At 42.9% G+C, this 20,668-nt stretch carries 13 protein-coding genes and 1 pseudogene; 5 read left to right on the top strand and 9 right to left on the bottom strand.

Annotated elements, in window-relative coordinates:
• Positions 1-17: 17 nt before the first annotated feature.
• The 3 genes and pseudogenes from JMX13_RS08770 to guaA form a co-directional block, all read right to left on the bottom strand.
• Positions 18-278, bottom strand: a pseudogene (locus tag JMX13_RS08770) (transposase); the annotation flags it as partial.
• A 224-nt stretch (positions 279-502) separates the two neighbouring features.
• Positions 503-1,549: an RES family NAD+ phosphorylase gene (locus JMX13_RS08765; RefSeq protein WP_201612136.1), complete on the bottom strand. Its 1,047-nt coding sequence runs from the start codon at positions 1,547-1,549 to the stop codon at positions 503-505.
• A gap of 142 nt (positions 1,550-1,691) precedes the next feature.
• Positions 1,692-3,269 (bottom strand): glutamine-hydrolyzing GMP synthase, encoded by a 1,578-nt coding sequence (gene guaA / locus JMX13_RS08760; RefSeq protein ID WP_227686269.1) that lies wholly within the window; start codon positions 3,267-3,269, stop codon positions 1,692-1,694.
• A 670-nt stretch (positions 3,270-3,939) separates the two neighbouring features.
• On the opposite strand from guaA, the gene JMX13_RS08755 reads away from it, so the two are divergent.
• From JMX13_RS08755 to JMX13_RS08745, 3 genes are all read left to right on the top strand, one after another.
• The gene (locus JMX13_RS08755; protein WP_201612134.1) at positions 3,940-5,688 is read left to right on the top strand and encodes an FAD-binding oxidoreductase; all 1,749 of its coding nucleotides are present in this window, start codon (positions 3,940-3,942) and stop codon (positions 5,686-5,688) included.
• Positions 5,689-5,768: 80 nt separating this feature from the next.
• Complete coding sequence (locus JMX13_RS08750; protein WP_201612133.1) at positions 5,769-7,433, top strand: glycerol-3-phosphate dehydrogenase/oxidase; 1,665 nt, start codon at positions 5,769-5,771, stop codon at positions 7,431-7,433.
• A gap of 44 nt (positions 7,434-7,477) precedes the next feature.
• Positions 7,478-9,046 (top strand): FGGY-family carbohydrate kinase, encoded by a 1,569-nt coding sequence (locus tag JMX13_RS08745; RefSeq protein WP_201612132.1) that lies wholly within the window; start codon positions 7,478-7,480, stop codon positions 9,044-9,046.
• Here JMX13_RS08745 and JMX13_RS08740 read toward each other — a convergent pair.
• The 4 genes from JMX13_RS08740 to JMX13_RS08720 form a co-directional block, all read right to left on the bottom strand.
• Positions 9,039-10,214: a MalY/PatB family protein gene (locus JMX13_RS08740; protein ID WP_201612131.1), complete on the bottom strand. Its 1,176-nt coding sequence runs from the start codon at positions 10,212-10,214 to the stop codon at positions 9,039-9,041. The genes JMX13_RS08745 and JMX13_RS08740 overlap by 8 nt on opposite strands.
• Before the next feature lie 363 nt (positions 10,215-10,577).
• Positions 10,578-11,987, bottom strand: a complete 1,410-nt coding sequence (locus tag JMX13_RS08735; protein WP_201612130.1) for an McrC family protein — start codon at positions 11,985-11,987, stop codon at positions 10,578-10,580.
• Positions 11,971-14,118 carry an McrB family protein gene (locus JMX13_RS13680; RefSeq protein ID WP_227686268.1) on the bottom strand — a complete coding sequence of 716 codons (2,148 nt, stop codon included), beginning with the start codon at positions 14,116-14,118 and terminating at the stop codon, positions 11,971-11,973. The genes JMX13_RS08735 and JMX13_RS13680 overlap by 17 nt, the downstream gene beginning before the upstream one ends.
• A gap of 45 nt (positions 14,119-14,163) precedes the next feature.
• Positions 14,164-14,991, bottom strand: a complete 828-nt coding sequence (locus tag JMX13_RS08720; protein ID WP_201612129.1) for a crotonase/enoyl-CoA hydratase family protein — start codon at positions 14,989-14,991, stop codon at positions 14,164-14,166.
• A gap of 204 nt (positions 14,992-15,195) precedes the next feature.
• Here JMX13_RS08720 and JMX13_RS08715 point away from each other — a divergent pair, with 204 nt between their 5' ends.
• Both JMX13_RS08715 and rlmF read left to right on the top strand, forming a co-directional pair.
• Positions 15,196-15,933: a LysE family translocator gene (locus JMX13_RS08715; RefSeq protein ID WP_201612128.1), complete on the top strand. Its 738-nt coding sequence runs from the start codon at positions 15,196-15,198 to the stop codon at positions 15,931-15,933.
• 65 nt (positions 15,934-15,998) lie between these two features.
• On the top strand, positions 15,999-17,036 hold the full coding sequence (rlmF, locus tag JMX13_RS08710; protein WP_201612142.1) for a 23S rRNA (adenine(1618)-N(6))-methyltransferase RlmF: 1,038 nt from the start codon (positions 15,999-16,001) through the stop codon (positions 17,034-17,036).
• A gap of 107 nt (positions 17,037-17,143) precedes the next feature.
• On the opposite strand, the gene JMX13_RS08705 is transcribed toward rlmF, so the two are convergent.
• Positions 17,144-17,752, bottom strand: coding sequence for a manganese efflux pump MntP family protein (locus tag JMX13_RS08705; protein WP_201612127.1), 609 nt, complete (start codon positions 17,750-17,752; stop codon positions 17,144-17,146).
• A 140-nt stretch (positions 17,753-17,892) separates the two neighbouring features.
• Positions 17,893-20,478 carry a DNA topoisomerase (ATP-hydrolyzing) subunit B gene (gene gyrB / locus JMX13_RS08700; protein WP_201612141.1) on the bottom strand — a complete coding sequence of 862 codons (2,586 nt, stop codon included), beginning with the start codon at positions 20,476-20,478 and terminating at the stop codon, positions 17,893-17,895.
• Positions 20,479-20,668: the final 190 nt, after the last annotated feature.

The following is a 20,668-nucleotide window of genomic DNA, read 5'->3' as shown; positions in this document are numbered from 1 at the left end:
CCTGAGGGGCGCTACCACTTTTTTGACATGGCATCCTGTAATATGTCTGATTTAAGACATTCATCAGCGTACATCTTCTTTAGTCGAGCGTTTTCAACTTCAAGCTCCTTGAGGCGGCTGATGAGCGCAGCATCCATGCCACCATATTTAGAGCGCCAGTTGTAGAACGTGCTTTGACCGATGTTGTGCTCACGGCACAAGTCAGCGATAGGTACGCCTTGTTCTGCTTGTTTGAGGATGTTAACGATTTGGTTGTCAGTAAAGCGTGTCTTTTTCATAGGATTCTCCTGCTAGTATATTTTAGCAGTTAATCTCTATTTCTAAGTGTTCTTATTTATTGGGGGGATTACCAGGGTTTTAGACTAACAGTTGAACATTATAAAAAAGGCAGCATCTCTTTTGAGGTGCTGCCTTTTTTTGTGAACAAGTAAACAGTTAAAACTTGTATTCATTCACCACTATGAAATCTTCGAAAGTGCTAGTTCAATAAGAACGAATAAGGTTAATTAACATCTGCTGGGCCAAAGAAGTAATCATATACTACTCTATTTAGAACTAGCTTATTTATACTTACTACCTCAACCCGATTATCTTCTATAGGTTGCCCAAAAATAGCAATGTTCGGAATTTTACCAGAGATTTCAATCTCTCTGAACTCATCTATTCTATTATCTAAACTTTGATATATAGAAGGCAATGGTAGCTTTCCTAATCTAGTCTGTGTAAAGAAGGATGGGAAGATGATACCGTCAAAACCTTTCTCATAGGCTTCCAAACTTAACAATCTTAAAACTTCGTAAGAATGATTGCCAGCATAGAACAACATCATTAGAGAAATATTTAAACTCTCAAACTCAGTACATTGTTCTAAAATTGCTGTACTCAAATCTAACATCTTTAAGCTTTTTACAGGTCTAACTGTAGCGACGTACAACTCATCAGTCACGCTTACTCTACATTCATGAATGCAAACTTCCAAATCCTGTGAGGCGTAAAATACCTTGAATCCTTTTGAATCTAGTCTGCCTTCTCCTGGGAAAGGCGAGCTATCATACTCGCCTATATTACTGGGTTCACTCGGCTCAACTCTCAATCTATAAAATACTTTTGAACTGTTAAGTTCAAAAATAGGGTATTCATTGATTATTCTCTTTATTACATCCATTCTTTTGTTTTTGTCTTGGAGTTCTTCTAAGGGTGTAATGTAACCTAGAGTCCATAATCTAGGCCCATAGTGAAAGAATCCCACACCAAGATATTTTTCAAATAGCGTTATATCTTGATTAATATCATCAGTACAAATAATGCTTGTTTCTTGATGCTCATTGAACTGGATGCGTGGTGCACCTCCATAATCACTTTTAATGCTACTTCCCATTACAAAAAACTGATGAGCCAAATCATTTAAAATACTTTTTGTCAGTTTATAGCCCTTACTCTCATTACAACCTTTACATCTCATATTGTTTTTAGTACCGAGCTTCTGTGCTGAAATTCTTAAACCTTGATTGGAAAAACAACTTGAGCATAGAACAAATGACTCTTTCATTTTCACACCAATAATGTCGAATATTATTTTAATTTTACCTTATATATTAGTTAAATAAGTTGAATTAATTAGGCTAAGTAAACCAAAAAAAACACCCAACCAAGTTGAGTGTTTTTTATTTTAGCTAAAAACTAAGTAGAGATTATTCCCACTCAATCGTAGCAGGTGGCTTGCTCGACACATCATAAGTCACGCGCGATACTTCAGCGATCTCATTCATAATGCGATTCGATACCGTCTCAATCAAATCATATGGCAGATGGGCAAAGCGTGCAGTCATAAAGTCTACAGTCTCAACGGCACGTAGCGCAATCACCCACGCATAACGGCGACCATCACCGACCACGCCGACCGATTTAATCGGTTGGAATACCGCAAACGCTTGCGCAGTCTTCTCATACCAGCCTGAACGCTCTAACTCTTCCATAAATATCGCGTCAGCAGAGCGTAGGATATCGGCAAATTCTTTGGTCACTTCGCCAAGGATACGTACGCCCAAGCCCGGTCCTGGGAACGGATGACGGTTGATCATTTTCGCAGGCAAGCCAAGGGTGATACCCAGTTTACGCACTTCATCTTTAAACAAATCACGTAACGGCTCAACCAATTCAAACGCCAAATCATCGGGCAAACCACCAACATTATGGTGACTCTTAATCACGTGTGCTTTACCTTGATGCGACTTGGCTGATTCGATAACGTCAGGATAAATCGTACCTTGCGCCAAGAATTCGATGACTTTACCATCACTTTGCTCACTGACTTCGCGAGCACTATTAGCGAATACATCAATAAAGGTTTTACCGATGATTTTACGCTTGGCTTCAGGGTCAGACTCGCCAGCCAATGCTGTTAAGAATAATTCTTCGGCATCGACACGAATCACTTTTACGCCCATGTTTTCAGCGAAAATTTGCATCACTTGGTCGCCTTCGTGCAGGCGAAGCAGACCAGTATCAACAAACACACAGGTTAATCGATCGCCAATGGCTTTATGCAACAATGCTGCGACGACTGAGCTGTCAACACCGCCAGATAAACCAAGCAAGACTTGCTTGTCACCGATTTGCTTTTTCAGCTGTTCGATACGCATGTCGATGATGTTATCAGGCGTCCAGCTACCCGCGCAGCCACAGATATCATGGACAAAACGACCAAGCAATGCAGAACCTTGTGCGGTATGCGTGACTTCAGGATGGAACTGCAAACCATAATAATGGCGCGAATCGTCTGCCATGATAGCAATCGGACAGCTTGGTGTGCTGGCAACGATATCGAAGCCTTGTGGCGCATCGACTACTTTATCGCCATGACTCATCCAGACATTTAGCTTACCGGCGGCGTCTTCAATGCCATCAGTCAAGGTAGATTTACCATCGATATTAATAGTTGCAGCACCAAACTCATGGATATCACTGGCGTGAACTTTACCACCGAAGCGTTCTGCCATCGCTTGCATACCGTAGCAGATACCAAGTACGGGTACACCTAATTCAAATACGGCATCGTTGATACGTGGGCTGTTTTCTGCGTGAACGCTTTCAGGACCGCCCGATAAGATGATACCTTTTGCACCAAAATCAGTGATACGCTGGGTATCGATATCATACGGGAACATCTCACAGAATACGCCTGAATCACGTACACGGCGGGCGATAAGCTGGCTGTATTGTGAGCCAAAATCAAGGATTAAGATACGGTCTGCTTTTATTATAGGCATAGTAGGTATTGCAGGAGTGGCAGCGGCAGTGGTCATAAATCGATGTCCATCAAGAAAAAATTAGTGCCCTATTTTAACAAGTTTGCGCGCATTAATGGCTATTAGATGGTTAATTATCCATGATTTTTGCGAGTTATTAGTATTTATGGGTGATTATTGATAGTTATTAGCGGATCTTCAGGGTTGTTTGAATATTAGGAAGGTAAGCGTATAACTTAAGCCGCAACCTCAACAATACATTCAAAAGCTTCATAAGACTTTTTTTAACGCATGGCTACGCAGTGATAAGAATAGTATTCCTGAAAAAGCATTGATAATTAACAACCAAACAAAAAGTCATGAATTTTTATTATACAAATGACGAGTCTGTATGAAATTTTTGTTTATATTGTGCTATGCTCAGATTATCAGCACTTGGCTTTAACGCTGTAGAGTGTGCATGGTTTACCCAAGCTAACGATCAGCGCTTAAGAAGTGGTTAATTAAATTAGTTCCAATTATCTAAACCACACCTAAATCCAAACTTAAATAACACTGATAGTCGGTTCAAGATAATTTGGACACATGGAAGACGAGTAATATTACTACAGGATAGTAGACTGCGCGCGCCTGAACCTGTGTCCGATTTATATAGAGTTTGACTATATAAAAAATTGACAGGTATGTCCCTATGAGCAACATCAAATCTCTTTTTCGTAAAACAGCTACCCTTACTAATACTAATAACACCTCTTTAGATACGGCTTCAAAAGATAACAAACCCACGGATACACCTGCTAATACCTCCGCCAATACTCCTATTGAGCAGACGCGCTGGAATGGTTGGGGCAATATCAATATCAATAAAAAAGTTTCGCCACATGGCGCAAAATTGATCAAATCACACATCGGTAAAACCAAAAAACTAAACTCTGTCAGTTTGGCGCAGGTACTTAAAACCGTCCCAAAATCGCGCTTGCCTGCTGCCCTGACTAAGCTGGATACGGTATCTATCGACAACGAAGTCAGACTCAGACACGCCCGCGGCCAAAGCTTTCCAGACTGGATAGCCATGCATGGTGGCGACTTTGAAGTCTTTTCTGATGGCGTCGCTTTTCCTGAATCGACCGCTGATGTCGAAACCTTATTAAAGCTAGCGAGCGAGCACGACCTTATCGTCATTCCTTTTGGCGGCGGCACTTCAGTAGCGGGTCATATCAATCCACAAAAGGGTTCACGCCCTGTATTGACCATTGCCATGAGCAAGATGGCTCAGCTTATTGACTTAGATAACGAAAGCCAAATTGCCACCTTTGGCGCAGGCACGCAAGGGCCAGCAGTCGAAGCCCAACTGGACGCACACGGCTATCGTTTGGGGCATTATCCACAGTCTTGGGAGCTATCGACACTGGGTGGCTGGATTGCAGCGCGCTCTAGTGGTCAGCAGTCTTTAGGCTATGGACGTATCGAGCAGATGTTTGCCGGTGGTACGTTGGTGACGCCGCAAGGGGTACTCAACATTGCTGATATTCCAGCGTCAGCGGCAGGGCCTGATCTGCGCGAGATGATGATGGGCACTGAAGGTCGCGCTGGTATTTTTACCGAAGTGAAAATGCGTGTGCAGTCGCAACCAGAAGAAGAGCTGTTTAAAGTCGCCTTTTTACCCAACTGGGAAGCGGGTAAAGAAGTGCTTAGACAAGCCGTGCAAAAAAATATTCGCTTATCTATGCTGCGCTTGAGTAATGCTGTAGAGACTGACGCGCATCTACATTTGGGCACGACGCCCAGCCAATTTATGGCCATCAGCACTTATCTAAAAGCGCGCGGACTGAGCTCAGAAAAAGTCATGCTCACTTATGGTGTATCAGGTGATAAAGCACAGAATAAACTGGCGCTGACGCAGTTTAATAAGCTATTAAAGCAGCAAAATAGTGTCACGGGTAAGCTAACCGATATCATGGGTAATATATGGGCACATGGACGCTTTAAATTCCCTTATTTGCGCGGCACTTTGTGGGAAAAAGGCATCATGGTCGATACCTTTGAGACCGCAACCAACTGGAATCATATCGACGAGCAGATGCAGCAGATGCAAGAGGCAGTGCAAAACGCTTTGGCAGACGAAGGCGAAAACGTCATGGCCTTCACTCATATCTCACACGTCTATAAACAAGGTGCCAGTCTTTATACCACCTACTTCTTTAGAGCAGCCAAAGATCACGCCACGACCTTAAAACGCTGGCAAAAAATCAAACATGCTGCCAGTTTAAGTCTAGCTAATGGCACAGCGACGATATCACATCAGCATGGCGTCGGTCGTGACCATGCACCTTATCTCACTGCTGAAAAGGGTGAGTTAGGTATCCAAGTGACCAGTGATATGCTCAAAAGCTTAGACCCTGAGCAGCGTATGAATCCAGGCGTTTTAATCAAAAATTAAGAGGCAGCCGTAGCCCTGCAAGATGGCTTAATATTGTTGAGTCATCGATTAATTTGAGTGTAATTTGAGACGGATATTTTATGAACCCAGCCATTCAACATCAGCAATGCCAGCAACGCACGCAAGCATTAGCGCCACTATCTCGCGCTGAGCCATGGGATATGCTCATCATCGGTGGCGGGATTACTGGCGCTGGTATTGCTCGCGAAGCGGCAAGGCGCGGCTTAGCAGTGTTATTAATTGAGCAAAAAGACTTTGCTTGGGGTACGTCAAGTCGCTCAAGTAAAATGGTACATGGCGGGCTGCGCTATATTGCTTCAGGCGATTATAAGACCACCTTATTGAGCGTACGTGAGCGTGAGCGTATGCTCAATGAAGCGAGTGGTCTCGTCAACGAGATGCATTACGTCATGCCGCATTATAAAGGCAAGTTTCCACCGCCATGGATATTCAATACCTTGCTACGCGTCTACGATGGGTTGGCGGGTAAGCGCTACTCTAAGTACTTTAAGAAAGATGCCTTTCTTAGCCTTAACCCTCATATTAAACAAGATAAGTTTTTGGGTGCCAGTCAGTTTAGTGATGCAGTGACCGATGACTCACGTTTGGTGATGCGGGTATTAGACGAAGCCATTCATGATGGCTCGCATGCGATTAACTACCTTAAAGCTGAGTCTTTAATCACCAATGAGCAAGGCTTGGTGACGGGTGCTACTCTAAAAGATACTTCTTCTGAAGACAAGGTTCATAGTTACGATGTCCATGCAAAAGTGGTAGTAAGTGCTACGGGGGCTTGGGCGGATACCTTACGGATGCAAGCAAGTAAACAAACAGAACAGAGCTTTCATAAGCAAATTCGTCCGTCGCGCGGCAGTCATTTGGTAGTCAGTCAAGAGCGCCTACCGCTTAATCAAGCTTATACCTTTTTACATCCTGTCGATAAAAGAGCGGTTTTTGCCTTTCCATGGGAAAACCGCACCGTCCTTGGTACTACCGATTTGGATCATCCGCCATTAGATGATAACGAAGTCGGTATCACTAATGAAGAGGTGGATTATCTATTGGCAGCGACCAATAATCTCTTTGATGATGTAGACATTAGCCGCAAGGATGTCATCAGCTCATGGGCAGGCGTGCGTCCACTCATTTCTGATGGCGGCGATGGCAAGCGCGTCAGCCCGAGTAAAGAAAAGCGTGATCATAGCGTCTGGTTGGATAATAATCTGGTCACTGTCAGCGGTGGCAAGCTGACTACCTTTCGCCTAATCGCCCTTGATGTCCTCAAAAAGTGTCAAGAAGTGCTTGCCCTTGATGAGTCAGTTATTCAAAACAACAACCTAGACAGCGACCAAGTCTTTAGCAACCAAATCCCAACCAATCCTAAGTTTGCGACTTTACCAAAAACTTTACAACAGCGCTTACAAGGGTTTTACGGTCTACAGCTCGATAGGTTACTTGAACTCGCCCATGAAGAAGACTTAGCTTACATCACCGATAGCAATACCATTTGGGCAGAGATTCGCTTTGCCGCGCACTACGAGCAGGTCATTCACTTAGATGATTTATTACTGCGGCGTACGCGCTTAGGCTTGATACTACCTGATGGTGCTATGACGCCGCTGATTAGCGATAGGCTTAAACAAATATGCCAGCAAGAGCTGGGCTGGAATGAGCTAAAATGGCAGCAAGAAGTTGAACGTTATCAAGCCTTATGGCAACGCTACTATCACTTACCTGCGGCTTAAGCCTTTTTTTATTACTGCTTATCACTACATAGTTAAGGATGACTATGACCACTACTTTTGATGACTCTATTTATTTCTTAGCCATTGATAATGGCACCCAAAGTGTCAGAGCGCTTATCTTTGATCAGTTTGGCACTGAGATCGCTAAAGCTCGTGTCCCTATTGAGCCGTATTTTTCGACGCAGCCTAATTTTGCTGAACAGCATGCCGACTATTATTGGCAAAAGCTGACGGAGGCCTGTCAGCAATTGTGGCAGACCAGCGCCATAACCCCTGAGCAAATTGCAGGCGTTAGTCTCGCTACCCAACGCTATACCATGATATGTTTGGACAAAGATAAACAACCGCTACGCCCTGCTATCGTCTGGATGGACTTGCGCCGCGCCGATACCAATGATATCGGCTTCTTAAATCCACTAACCAAAATCATCGGCCTGGGTGAGCTGGTACAAGAAGCGCAGCAAAAAGCGCGCTGTAATTGGCTCGCGCAAAACGAGCCTGAGGTTTGGGCAAAGACGGCGCATTATGTCAATCTCTCTGCCTATCTCACCTATCAGCTCACCGGCGAACTCGCCGATTCGACAGGCCATTCGGTTGGCTATCTGCCTTATGACTATAAAGCACAAGCGTGGATGAAGCCCAACAATATCAAGTGGCGTCTATTTAGCTGCCGACCTGAGCAGATGCCTAAACTCGTCCCTCCGGGGCAACCGCTCGGTCACATCAGCACCCAAGCTGCTAAAGCTACCGGCATTCTTGAAGGCACACCAATGATTGCTGCCGCCAGTGATAAGGCTTGTGAAGCATTGGGCTCTGCGGGTCTCGCAGCAGACACCGCCTGCTTAAGTTTTGGCACTACTGCGACTATCAATACCACATCGAGCAATTATGTCGAAGTCCTTAAGCATATGCCCGCCTACACTGCCGCCGCACCAGATTACTACAATCATGAGTACATGATCTATCGCGGCTTTTGGATGGTCAGCTGGTTTAAAGAACAATTTGCTCAATATGAAGAGCACCTAGCAAAAACTCAGGGCATTGATACCGAAAAACTCCTCGATCAAGCGGTGAAAGATATTCCAGCAGGCTGCATGGGATTAATGATGCAGCCGTATTGGTCACCCGGCGTCCGTCATCCGGGTCTTGAAGGTAAAGGCGCCCTCATTGGTTTTGGCGATGTGCATACTAGAGCACATGTTTATCGCGCTATCTTAGAGGGGCTCGCTTACGAGCTAAAACTTGGTTTTGATACCATTGAAAAGCGAACAGGTAAAAAGATCAAACATCTGCGCGTCTCAGGTGGTGGCTCCCAAAGCGACTCCGCTATGCAGCTGACGGCAGATATATTCGGTATGCCTGCCTATCGCCCGCATACTTATGAAGCCTCGGGACTAGGCGCTGCCATTAACTGTGCGGTGGGGCTTGGCATTTATCCTGATCACGCAACCGCAAGTGAGGCAATGAGTCATTTGGGCGATGAGTTCTTACCTATCGAGGCCAATGTCCAGCTCTACAAACGCCTTTATAATGAAGTTTATCTAAAAATGTATGAGCGCTTAAAACCTTTATATCAAAGTATTCAAGATATCACGGGTTATCCTGCTAAATGACATTATTGTTTAAAACATCGCTATTCAAGGCTGTTTGCATACGGTTTAGCCCTTCTAACAGCAGCTCTTTAGGACATGCCACGTTAAGGCGCATTTTAAGATGCCCTTCTGCGCCGTATTTAATGCCTGCACTTAGCTCAATTTTAGCGGATCTCAATTTGTCATAAAGCGTTTGATCGTCTTGCTCATATGCCGAGCAGTCAAGCCAAATCAAATATGAGGCTTCTGGGCGCATCACCTTAATTTTAGGCAGATGCTCTTCTAAAAATTCCAGGGTTAATTCAATATTGGCTTCAATGTAAGTCAGCGCCTGTGCCAACCATTCACCACCTTGCTCATAAGCACTACGCATAGCGGCATAAGCAAATAAATTCAGCTCATGCTCGTCACTTAAACGTTGCTGCTGGTTGATTTTACTCAGTAATGCGCTGTCTTTAGCAAATATCATCGAGCCTTTGATACCAGCAATATTAAAGGTTTTAGTCATCGAGGTTAGGCTGACTACTTTGTGCTCATAGCCTGTTGCTAGGGTTAAAAAAGGAATAAATGTATGCCCGCTCAAAGTTAGATCTTGATGAATCTCATCGCTCACAATTGCCACATCATGCTTTTTGCAGATTAAAAACAACGCTTCAAGCTCATCAGTTGTCCATACACGTCCGCCCGGATTATGCGGATTACAGAACAAATACAGCTTAACTTTATGTTCGATAATTTTAGCTTCTATATCGACTAAATCCAGATGATATCGCCCCTTATTCTCCTGTAATGCAGAAGTCACTAGCTTACGATTATTGTCCAAAACCTTGGTCATAAAAGGTGTATAGATAGGATCATTGATGAGTACCGCATCCCCTGACTCGGTAAATACTTTCATCATCAGCACCAAACTTGGCACGACGCCCGGCGAAAACAGAATATCCTGCTGCTCAAGTGATAATTTATAACGATTGCCATGCCACTGAATAATCGCTTGATACAACGGCTCGGTCGGTAAGGTGTAACCCAATATGCCATGCTGCGCTACTTGCTCAATCGCCGCTAAAATAGGCTGGGCAGTCTTAAAGTCCATATCCGCGACCCATAGCGGAATCGTGTCATCGGTATAATGCCATTTAAAAGAACCTGTATTACGTCTGTCTATTATTTCATCAAAGTTGTACAGCACCGTATTCTCCTGAGTTAGACAAAAATAATAACTTAGAGTACAACATGAATGACGTCATCGCCAATCGCTTTATGGCGTTTGCATAGATGTGCTCTGAGATTAACGCTAGAAGATTGATGTTGTGAAATACTAGAAAGGAGATTTAACATTTTGATTAGAGTTGGGTGTGTGAGTAGCCAATCCTGCCATCCGCTGTTATCTGCTTATATAGGCATGGCGAGGGTATTCGATCAGGATAGCCTTAAGAAACTCTCATTTAAGAGAGTTTCACTTGCAAGCTTAAAATTGCAGTGCAGTTTTTTTACGGCTCTCATGTCAGGACTAAAACGCGTCACGAGGCGACTATTAAAATGATAATGAACTTTAAATAATTGCAAGCGGCTCATCATTATTCTGTTCAGAAGACAGCTCTCCAACAGCTTCAATGAGCTCTATTTCATTCTCAGCAATAGCGTTTTTAAATGCTTGGTAACTCGAAACCTGTTGCGGTATTGCTAGTTTAAACTTGTGAATACTACCACCGAACCCATTAAGCAATCCCATATTTAAAGCCAAATTATCATCTACTGTAGGAGCAATATAACCACCAATAGTCGCTTGATACAAAAATAAATACGAGATAACTTGGTTTAGGTCATCTCGACTGATTTCATTGTCTTTCATACGCTTATATTTGGCGTCTAAAACAATATCGTTATCTTTCACAAAATCAGGATAACGACGCACGTTATTACCCGAAAATTTCTGCGCATAGACTTTGATACCACCTTGTTGGGTATTATTAGTGGGATGGTCATATCCGAGAGGACGCAGTAGCTTGTTCAGATACTCCTCCCACAGCCACGCCCCGTCAAACAATATACCGTAAGCTTTGTCGTCATTATGAGCGTATTTAAGACCGTCATGACGTAAGATTTGTAGGCAGATTTTTTGCAGGCCAGTATATTCCGTAAAATAGGGATGAACTAAAGGTTTGCGGTTGGCATTAATGACAGTTTGCCGATCTCGCGTATGATGTGACGGAGTGTGTTGGACTATTAAATTAACGAAATTAAGAGTTTCGCTATCGCTGTGCAGTACGTCTCGCAAATTTGGTTTTTGCTTAATTAGCTCAATAGTATGGCGAATCAGCTGAGTAAGCGGATTATCAAAGCTGTGCTCACGTACGCGGTAGGCAACGCTACCACGAAAAGGTAAATTTCGTTGCAGATGAGTCTTAATATCAATAGCGCCTTTTAAGTTGCTATCATTGTAAGTTTTCTTCTGGTACTCCTTATACAAGCCTTGCGAGAGCGCTTTTTTTAGTAAATGAGGAAACAAATACACCAAAAAATCAAACACATTGGTTTGATTGCGACTATGCTTTAAATCAAACAAATTAAAGCACAATACCTTTTGTAGCATGTAGTGTAAGAAATAATCTTCAGGACTGGCTTCTTGATTATTCGCTAGGTCACCAACGTTACTAGCATTATTGACAACACTTTGAGCAAAACGCGATTGGATTTTTAGTTGGGTATTTTGTACGCCAATAAAACCCATGACATTACCCGTTGTCAGTAACGTCTTGGCATCTGTTAAGCTTAGCTCAAATATTGGATCGCTAGCAATATCGTCTTCGTTATCCTTAAGATGATCAGGAAATATTAATAGCTCAGGATTTGCTTTTACCAGCTCGCCAATACTTTTATTAGCAATAATACTTAGATTATCTTTATCTCGCTGATGCGCTTCTGTCAGCTCTAAAACTTTATTATTAGTCGTAACTAGCATCAGCATTAACCAAGTTATAAGCATTTTTCAAACTAGCAAGCTGTTCATCCGCATCAGGATAGCCACGCAAATATTCAAACAGTAGTGACTGTAAATGATGCATCCACAACTTATCAAAATCACCATTATAGTTAGCTAGTTTTAGGAAATAAGCTGGGCCGACATGGTAGGCAGCGCTTAAGCCTTGCACAGATTCGATAGCACTATTTAAATTAATTAGCCGCTGCTTGCCTTCCTCTGCCCATTCATCTATTTGCCCTTCCCACATTGAAAGCCTATCTTCTGCTTTGATTTCCTTCCAAGCGAATCGGCGGCGCATTGCAAAATCAAACGACTCTACACTACGATCAATATCGTTCATGGTACCGATAATATAAACGTTGTCTGGAATATAAAACCCCTCTTTGAATACGTCTTCTTCCGTTTGCAAATTAGCGTATTGGGTAGTGACTCTGCCACTTTCGCCTCGATAGCCGGGGTCAATAGAGAAGAAAAGTTCACCTAAGACCTTGGAGATTTCAGCACGGTTTATTTCATCTAAAATAAGGATGAATTTCTTGTTTCGATCATCAACTGAAGTAACCTTCAAATCGTATTTATTTTTTATATACTCTCCAATTGCGACAGTGTACGGTTTCCAGTCGAGTACTTCGTCAGTTTCAATATAGACCTTAAAGAACTCTTTTCTAACGGTCATTTGTGTTTGTCTATCTGTTTCAGGAGTAACTACACAGCTTTTTCTAGAGTTAATATCTACTTTGAAACGTTTTTTATGAAAAGGTGTTTCGAGCGTTAAACCATTCTCGACTACATCATCAATAAAAAGTTCATAAACCTCCTCAAAATTACTAATATTTTGATTTTTTTCAGTTTTGAGTGCTTCTTTACAAAACTTCTTGAAGCTTCCATCTCTTAGCTCAAAGCCAACCTCACCTTCTTCATTTTGAATAGGCCTTAGACCTTCGACAAAATCAGTATAGTCGTAGGACGGATGAAATTGAATGAGCTTGTGCTCTGCGTCCCAAGCTTTAGCCAGCGCTTTTGCTAAGTAGGTTTTACCCGTTCCTGGTGCTCCTGTAAGTATAAGATTCTTATTGGCTAAGAGTAGCTCGCTGATTTCTTGTAGCAAAGGATTGATGATAGGTGGTTGAGCGTTTGAAGTACTTACTTGTTCATTCATAATTGACTTATTAGCAAGCTTAAAGACATTTTTATAGGCGTCAAACAAATCGCCTTTTAGATCATTAATGATACTGTAGTAATCAATCAAAGACAGTTTTTGTTCATGATTTAACGCTATTATTCGACCAAATAAGTAATGCTCATCTTTGACAGGACTTTGGAAGTCAGCTTCATCCGTATTCAATGCAAAGCCTCTATCGGCAAGCTTGGTCATCTCGTCACTGTCTTTCAAAGCCGTAAAAGCATCCATAAACGGCTTAATATACTCTATCGGTGTCTTTTCTTCTTTAAATCTGACATAGAGAGTATTAAACCCTAAACCGTAACCAATTTTATTGTCTGATAAGTAGATGTGATATTGGACTTCGGTACCCGCACCTTCGTTGATCGCCCACTCTCTATCTTCGCTATCATATTTGAACAATAATTTTGAGTTGGTAATTCTTTGATTACCTGCTAGCTCTTTTCTAGCGGTAAGAAAGTCTTTTTTAAGACCACCAACGTCTTGGTTTATAAGATTAACTAAATGACCAATGCTATCAACTTTTATAGCGTTAGCATCGATGTAGTCTAGCTCTTGCATTGCTTCAACTAATTCGTCGCGCAATTTCCATTCAAATAATTTACTCGATACCTTGGTACCAAGCATTGTAATTAGCCAGTAAGTTTTCTCACCCTCTTCTGTAGTTATTTCAAACCTATTCAAACGTTCCTGAACACCTCTGCTAAAACCAGTAATAAATCCACTGAGTGAAAAAGGAGACGTATTATATTTTTCTGCTAAGTATTTGCAGGTTGCTTTATGGTTGGGTTCTAAATAAAAGATACTCAGCGCATACTTATAGTTGTTGGTCATAAAATTATCGTCAGATAATATCTTTAGCCACTCATCCTTAGTTACCTGCGACTCAGAATTATAATCATCACTTTGAACAACTATCTGCTGCATACTTTATTCCTATAAATAACTAATTTTTATTATTTTTTTCTAAAACTACCTTCCCACAAACTCAGCCGCCCTTCTCTCAACCATCGCCATCGCACCTTCTTTCGCATCTTCTGAATGGAACAAATGCGGCAGATAGCCATGTATATTGGCTAACGCTGCTTTTGCGCCATTACGACTGGCATCTTGTGCTGAGGACAGTAACCCTTGTACGCCAAGTGGTGCTGCCTTGCAAATCTCTTTGGCGATAATTAGTGCGCGCTCATATTCTTGTCCATTTTCGACCACTTCACTAACGAGATTTAGCTTATCAGCAGTTTGCGCATCAAAGTTTTTACCCGTCAATAGATATGGCATGGCTTTTTGCCAACCTGCTGCCGCGACAAAGCGTACCGTTGCACCACCAAACGGCATGATGCCGCGCTGGACTTCCATTTGCGCAAAGTTGCAGTTGTCACTGGCAATCACTACATCACTATTCAGCATCAATTCAATCCCAGCGGTAAAGCAGGTGCCTTGTACTGCCACGACGACTGGCTTACTGCGTAATTGTCCACCGATTCCCCATGGATCTATTTCATCGGTAGCAAACTCAAACGCGCCTTTGTCCCACTTATCTTGCAGCTCCATCAAATCAAGCCCTGCGGTGAAGTGCTCACCGTGAGCGAATATTAACGCACAGCGCAGATTGGCATCATTTTCATATTGAGTGAGTGCCTCAGAGAGTTGCTTAATCATATAGCTATCAAAGGCATTGCGTTTATCGGCGCGATTGAGCCCGATCAAGCAGATGTAATCTTGGATGTCATAGGTAATGCGAGTGTCATTGCCAGTGTTATTTCCAGCATCATTGCTATTGTGGCTTTCCGTAGTCATGGTTTTATCCTTTTTAAAGCATTCATTTATAGGGTACAAATTACACTAAATTGATATTACTACAGCTAATAAACCTTCCTTTCAATATAGACATACGTTCGGTGCAACGCAAGCACCATATCAGCGGCAATATCAATATCAGTTGACCTCATTTACGCTAATGTGCAACTATTATCCAACTCAAGACATGACTCAGAGCATTTTATGGAATTTTGGCACGGTTTTTTTCTTATCACTAGCGTCCATCTACTCGCTGCCGCCTCCCCAGGTCCTGATTTTGTATTGGTATCGCAGCAAACCCTAGCAAAAGGGCGACGCACGGGTCTGATTTGTAGCCTTGGTATTACTTTGGGTTTAGCCGTTCACATCACTTATTCGGTGCTAGGACTGGCGACGGTGATTGCTCATTCGCAACCATTACTCACCGCTATTAAATGGTTAGGTGGCAGTTATCTTATTTATCTAGGATGGCAAGGTATTCAAGCCAAACCTAAAAAGCCATTAGACTCAGCAAGTTCAGAAAGTGCAACAGATTCAAGCCTCGATATTTCACAAGACGCACTTGCCAAGCAAACGACGCTTAACACTCACACAGCGCTTTCTGATAAAGCCATCTCGACCAAAAGACCGCCTACTGACACTGAATCGGCCGCTGCCATTCTGCGCCGTGGCTTTTTTTGTAATGTGTTTAACCCAAAAGCGCCGGTATATTTTGTGGCGATATTTACTCTCGTACTATCACCCAATATACCGCTGTGGCAATTGGCTATTTATGGCGTATGGATGATGGTCTTACAGATGGCATGGTTTAGTACCGTGGTGATGTTACTGTCTATTCCTGCCATTCATCGTCGCTTTCAGCGCTTTGAGCATTGGATAGACCGCATATTGGGTACAGCGATGATAGTACTGGGATTAAATCTTATTTTACGTAGTCGATAAGGCGCTAGTGACTCGTGAAATCTGCTAAAATGGTGCATTATATTCAAACATCAAAGCCCGATACTATGACCAGTAAGCCTATGAACCATCGCCCGACCGCCAACAACCACAGAAACAGATCGCCTGAAACTGCCAAAAAATTAGGGCAGCTACACCCGCGCAATCCACACCAAGGTCGCTATGACTTTGAATTATTGACCCGTGCCTTACCTGAGCTTGCTAAGCACACCATTACCAATCCTAAAGGTGAGTCGACGATTAATTTCTCGGACAGTGCAGCCGTGCGCGTCCTTAATCAGGCGTTACTAGCTCATTATTATGGGGTTAAATTTTGGGATATTCCTGAAGGTTATCTCTGTCCACCGATCCCTGGTCGTGCCGACTACATTCATTATATTGCTGACCTACTCGCGCAAACCACGCATGTTAATAAAGAGAATACGCCGCCAACTGGCAAAGAAATTCACGCCCTTGATATCGGTACCGGTGCCAGTGCTATTTATCCTATTGTTGGTAGTCAAAGTTATGGCTGGCGCTTTACCGCCACCGATATTGACCCAATATCGGTCAATACTGCAGCGCTGATTTGTGAAACCAATCCAAAGCTCAAAAGCGCAGTTAAAGTAAAACTACAACCTGAGCCTAAGCGCATTTTTAAAAATATCATCGGTCGCCAAGATTACTTTGATGTGGTGGTTTGTAACCCTCCATTCCACGCCTCTTTGGAAGAAGCGATGGAAGCCAATAGTCGTAAGCAGCATAATTTGCAACGACATCGTGGTAAGAATGAGAACGCACAAATTAGCCGTAGCTCAACAAAGTCTGGCAATGCCGCGCAAAACCTAAACTTTGGTGGTCAGCATAAAGAGCTGTGGTCTGAGGGTGGTGAGATTGCCTTCTTAACCAAGATGGCAAAAGAGAGTCAAGACTTTGCTGAGCATGTTGGCTGGTTCACAAGTTTAGTGTCAAAATCAGAAAACGTGAAACCAATGCAATTGCTATTAAAACAACTTGGTGTTGCCCAAATGCGTATCATAGAGATGAGCCAAGGTCAAAAAAGCACGCGTATATTGGCATGGCGTTTTGATACTGACGAAGAATAAACAATAATTAATATAGAACGGTTATAGTTTCACGTGAAACAAAAAAAACACCGCTTTGATAAACAAAGCGGTGTTTTTTTATAGAGTAAAAGATAGAAGTTAATAAACTAGCTGAAAAACATTACTTTTAAGCCAATAATTATAAGAACCAGCCCACCAAGTGCTTCCGCCTTATCCTCAAGATGCGTACCTGATTTTTTACCCAAGTAAATACCAAAGATGCTAAAAACAGCGGTGATAATAGCGATAATTAAACAAGCTAACCATGCATTAAGCGCCAGTAAGTTTAAAGTAAACCCTGCCGCCATTGCGTCAATACTGGTCGCAATCGCAAGGGTAAACATGGTGCGATGATTGATGTTTTTCTTTATACTTTCACTTATGGAAACTGCATCACTATTTATATGCAGCGCCTTATCTACAGCCTCTTCCCCATCTCCTAAAAACACTTCATAAAGCATTTTGCCACCAAGACCGACAAGAATAAATCCGCCAATCCAAGGTGCAGCTGCAGCCAACCAGCCTAATAAGGCTGCGCCCAATAAATAACCTATCAGTGGCATCACGCCCTGCGCGATACCAAAATACAAACCAGCATAAATGGCTAAGCGCAGCACATACTGCTTATCTTGTTTTTGCGATTTAGCCCCTAGCCCAATCGCGACGGCAAACGCATCCATCGCAAGCGCAATGGCAAGTAATATGACTTCAATCATTTTATTCTTCGCTTCTTTTTGCTTATTACCATAAGTTTCACGTGAAACAACTCTAACATTAAAAAACCACCGCCTTGATTGCCAAGACGGTGGTTTTTATTAATCAATTAATAATCATTAAGCAACTTTTCACAGCCAGTTTAGATATCTAAATTAGATACTGTCAACGCATTCTCTTCGATGAAAATACGACGTGGCTCGACATGATCACCCATTAAGCAGGTAAACATATGGTCAGCGGCAATCGCATCTTCAATCGTTACGCGTAACATACGACGGTTTTCAGGATCCATCGTGGTATCCCACAGCTGATCAGCGTTCATCTCACCCAGACCTTTATAGCGCTGAATCGCCAGACCACGACGCGCATCAAGCATCATTTGCTGCCATAGATAATCAAAGTCGCGTACTGGGATGTCTTTGATCGTACCTACAGTTGCTTCACGGCGGATAAAGGCATCCTCTGCAAGTAATGTATTCCATTCAGCTGATAAGCGTAGCAGCTTGGTATACTCGCCTGAATTGATAAAGCTGGCATCTAGCAGATAATGATGCGCCAGTTGATGCACATAAAGGGTAATACGTGGCAACCATTGGGCTTTAATAGACTGAGCTTCACCGTCATTATCTAACGCGACGCTCTGTTCAGGCTCGATGACAGGTCTCATACCCAATAAATCAGCCGCAGCAGCATCCATATTTTTTGGTTGCGGCGCATGTATATTGATCAGTTCAATCTCAGGATTTAAATCACTACCGAAGTGCTCAAGCTGCGTTTGTAATGATGCTTTCCACGCTTCCATCGCTGACTTATCATAGGTCATATCGGTGCTGAGCTTTGGCGTATGCGTCAGCGCATCCAATAACACCGCTGGATAACGAATCTGCAAACGAGCTTTGATAAGCTGGGTTTGGTTATAGTCATTTAACAACGTCTCAAGCGCTTGCCCAGTAATGGCAGGCGCATCAGCACTGATATGCAGCCTAGTATTATCAATCGTTGATGATAATAAATATGCTTTAAGGGCTTCATCATCTTTTAAATACAACTCTTGACGACCTTTTTTCACTTTGTATAGCGGTGGCTGAGCGATATAAATATAACCGCGCTCAATCAATTCTGGCGTTTGACGGAAGAAAAAGGTTAACAGCAACGTACGAATGTGCGAGCCATCAACGTCCGCATCGGTCATGATGATAATTTTATGATAGCGTACTTTGTCAGGATTATATTCATCCGGACCAATGCCGCAACCAAGCGCCGTAATCAAGTTACCCACTTCAGCAGAAGACAGCATTTTGTCAAAACGAGCACGCTCAACGTTAAGAATCTTACCTTTTAACGGCAAAATTGCTTGGGTCTTACGGCTACGACCTTGCTTTGCTGATCCGCCAGCAGAGTCACCTTCCACAATATAAAGCTCTGACAATGCGGGATCTTTTTCTTGGCAATCCGCCAATTTCCCCGGTAAACCTGCGATGTCTAACGTGGTCTTACGACGTGTCATCTCGCGGGCTTTACGCGCCGCATCACGGGCACGGGCAGCATCGATAATCTTACTAGCGATTGCTTTACCAGTACTTGGATTTTCTAACAGATAATCGTTAAACTTATCATGCATTGCTGATTCAACAGCAGATTTTACTTCGCTTGAAACCAGCTTATCTTTGGTCTGGCTTGAGAACTTAGGATCTGGCACTTTCACAGAAACAATCGCCGTCAAACCTTCACGCGCATCATCACCAGTCGCGACCACTTTTTCTTTTTTAAATAAGTTTTCGCGGTCCATATAACTGTTTAAAACGCGTGTCAGCGCCGAACGGAAGCCTGATAAATGCGTGCCACCATCGCGCTGCGGGATGTTATTGGTAAAGCACAATACTTTTTCGTTATAAGTATCTGTCCACTGTAGCGCCACTTCGACACTAATGCCGTCATCTTGCTCACTGACAAAATGAAAGACATCATTGATGCCGTCTTTACCGGCATTAATATAGCTGACGAATTCTGACAGACCGCCTTTATGTTCGAACTCATGACGCTTATCGATACGCTCATCGGTCAAAACAATGCGCACACCCGAGTTTAAGAAAGACAGCTCACGTAGACGTTTAGCTAAAATATCATATTCAAAGATAGTGCCTGTAAAGACATCATTACTTGGGTAAAAACGGATTTGGGTACCGGTTTTATTCGTCGCTTCCATCTGCTGAATATCAGCATCAGGAACGCCATCGGTATAAGTTTGATGATAATGATAGCCTTCACGCCAGATATTCATCTCAAGCTTTTTAGATAAGGCGTTAACAACAGAAACACCGACGCCATGTAAACCGCCTGATACCTTATAACTGTTGTCATCAAATTTACCACCGGCGTGCAGTACGGTCATAATAACCTGTGCTGCCGACACCCCTTCTTCTGGATGGATATCCACAGGGACACCGCGACCGTTATCCATGACACTGACAGACTCGTCTTCATGGATAATAATGTCAATTTGGTCACAATGACCAGCCAACGCCTCATCAATCGAGTTATCCACCACCTCAAAGACCATATGGTGCAAGCCGGTACCATCGTCGGTATCACCGATATACATACCAGGACGTACGCGCACCGCTTCTAATCCGCGCAATACACGAATATCTTTGGAGCTATAATCAGAGGGTAATCCTTGAGGGACGGCAGCGGGTGCAATAGTATCTAGAGCATTGTCTGGCATCAGTTGCTCGTGGTCGGTAGGTAATGAATCACTCATGTGCATTCCTTAATCTAGCCATCGTCAGCTATTTGTCATCAGTTCACCACGGCGGCAATACTGAATGACGTTATCTTAGATTTAACGTTTAGGGTTAAAATATTTAGTTATAGTATTCGCTAAAACGTTATCAGATGTTGTTTAAAGGATTATA

It is taken from the genome of Psychrobacter immobilis (genome assembly GCF_904846285.1).
In the GTDB taxonomy this organism is placed as follows: domain Bacteria; phylum Pseudomonadota; class Gammaproteobacteria; order Pseudomonadales; family Moraxellaceae; genus Psychrobacter; species Psychrobacter immobilis_D.
The sequence above is the reverse complement of the archived record's forward strand: the minus strand, read 5'-3'. Positions and strand labels throughout refer to the sequence as shown.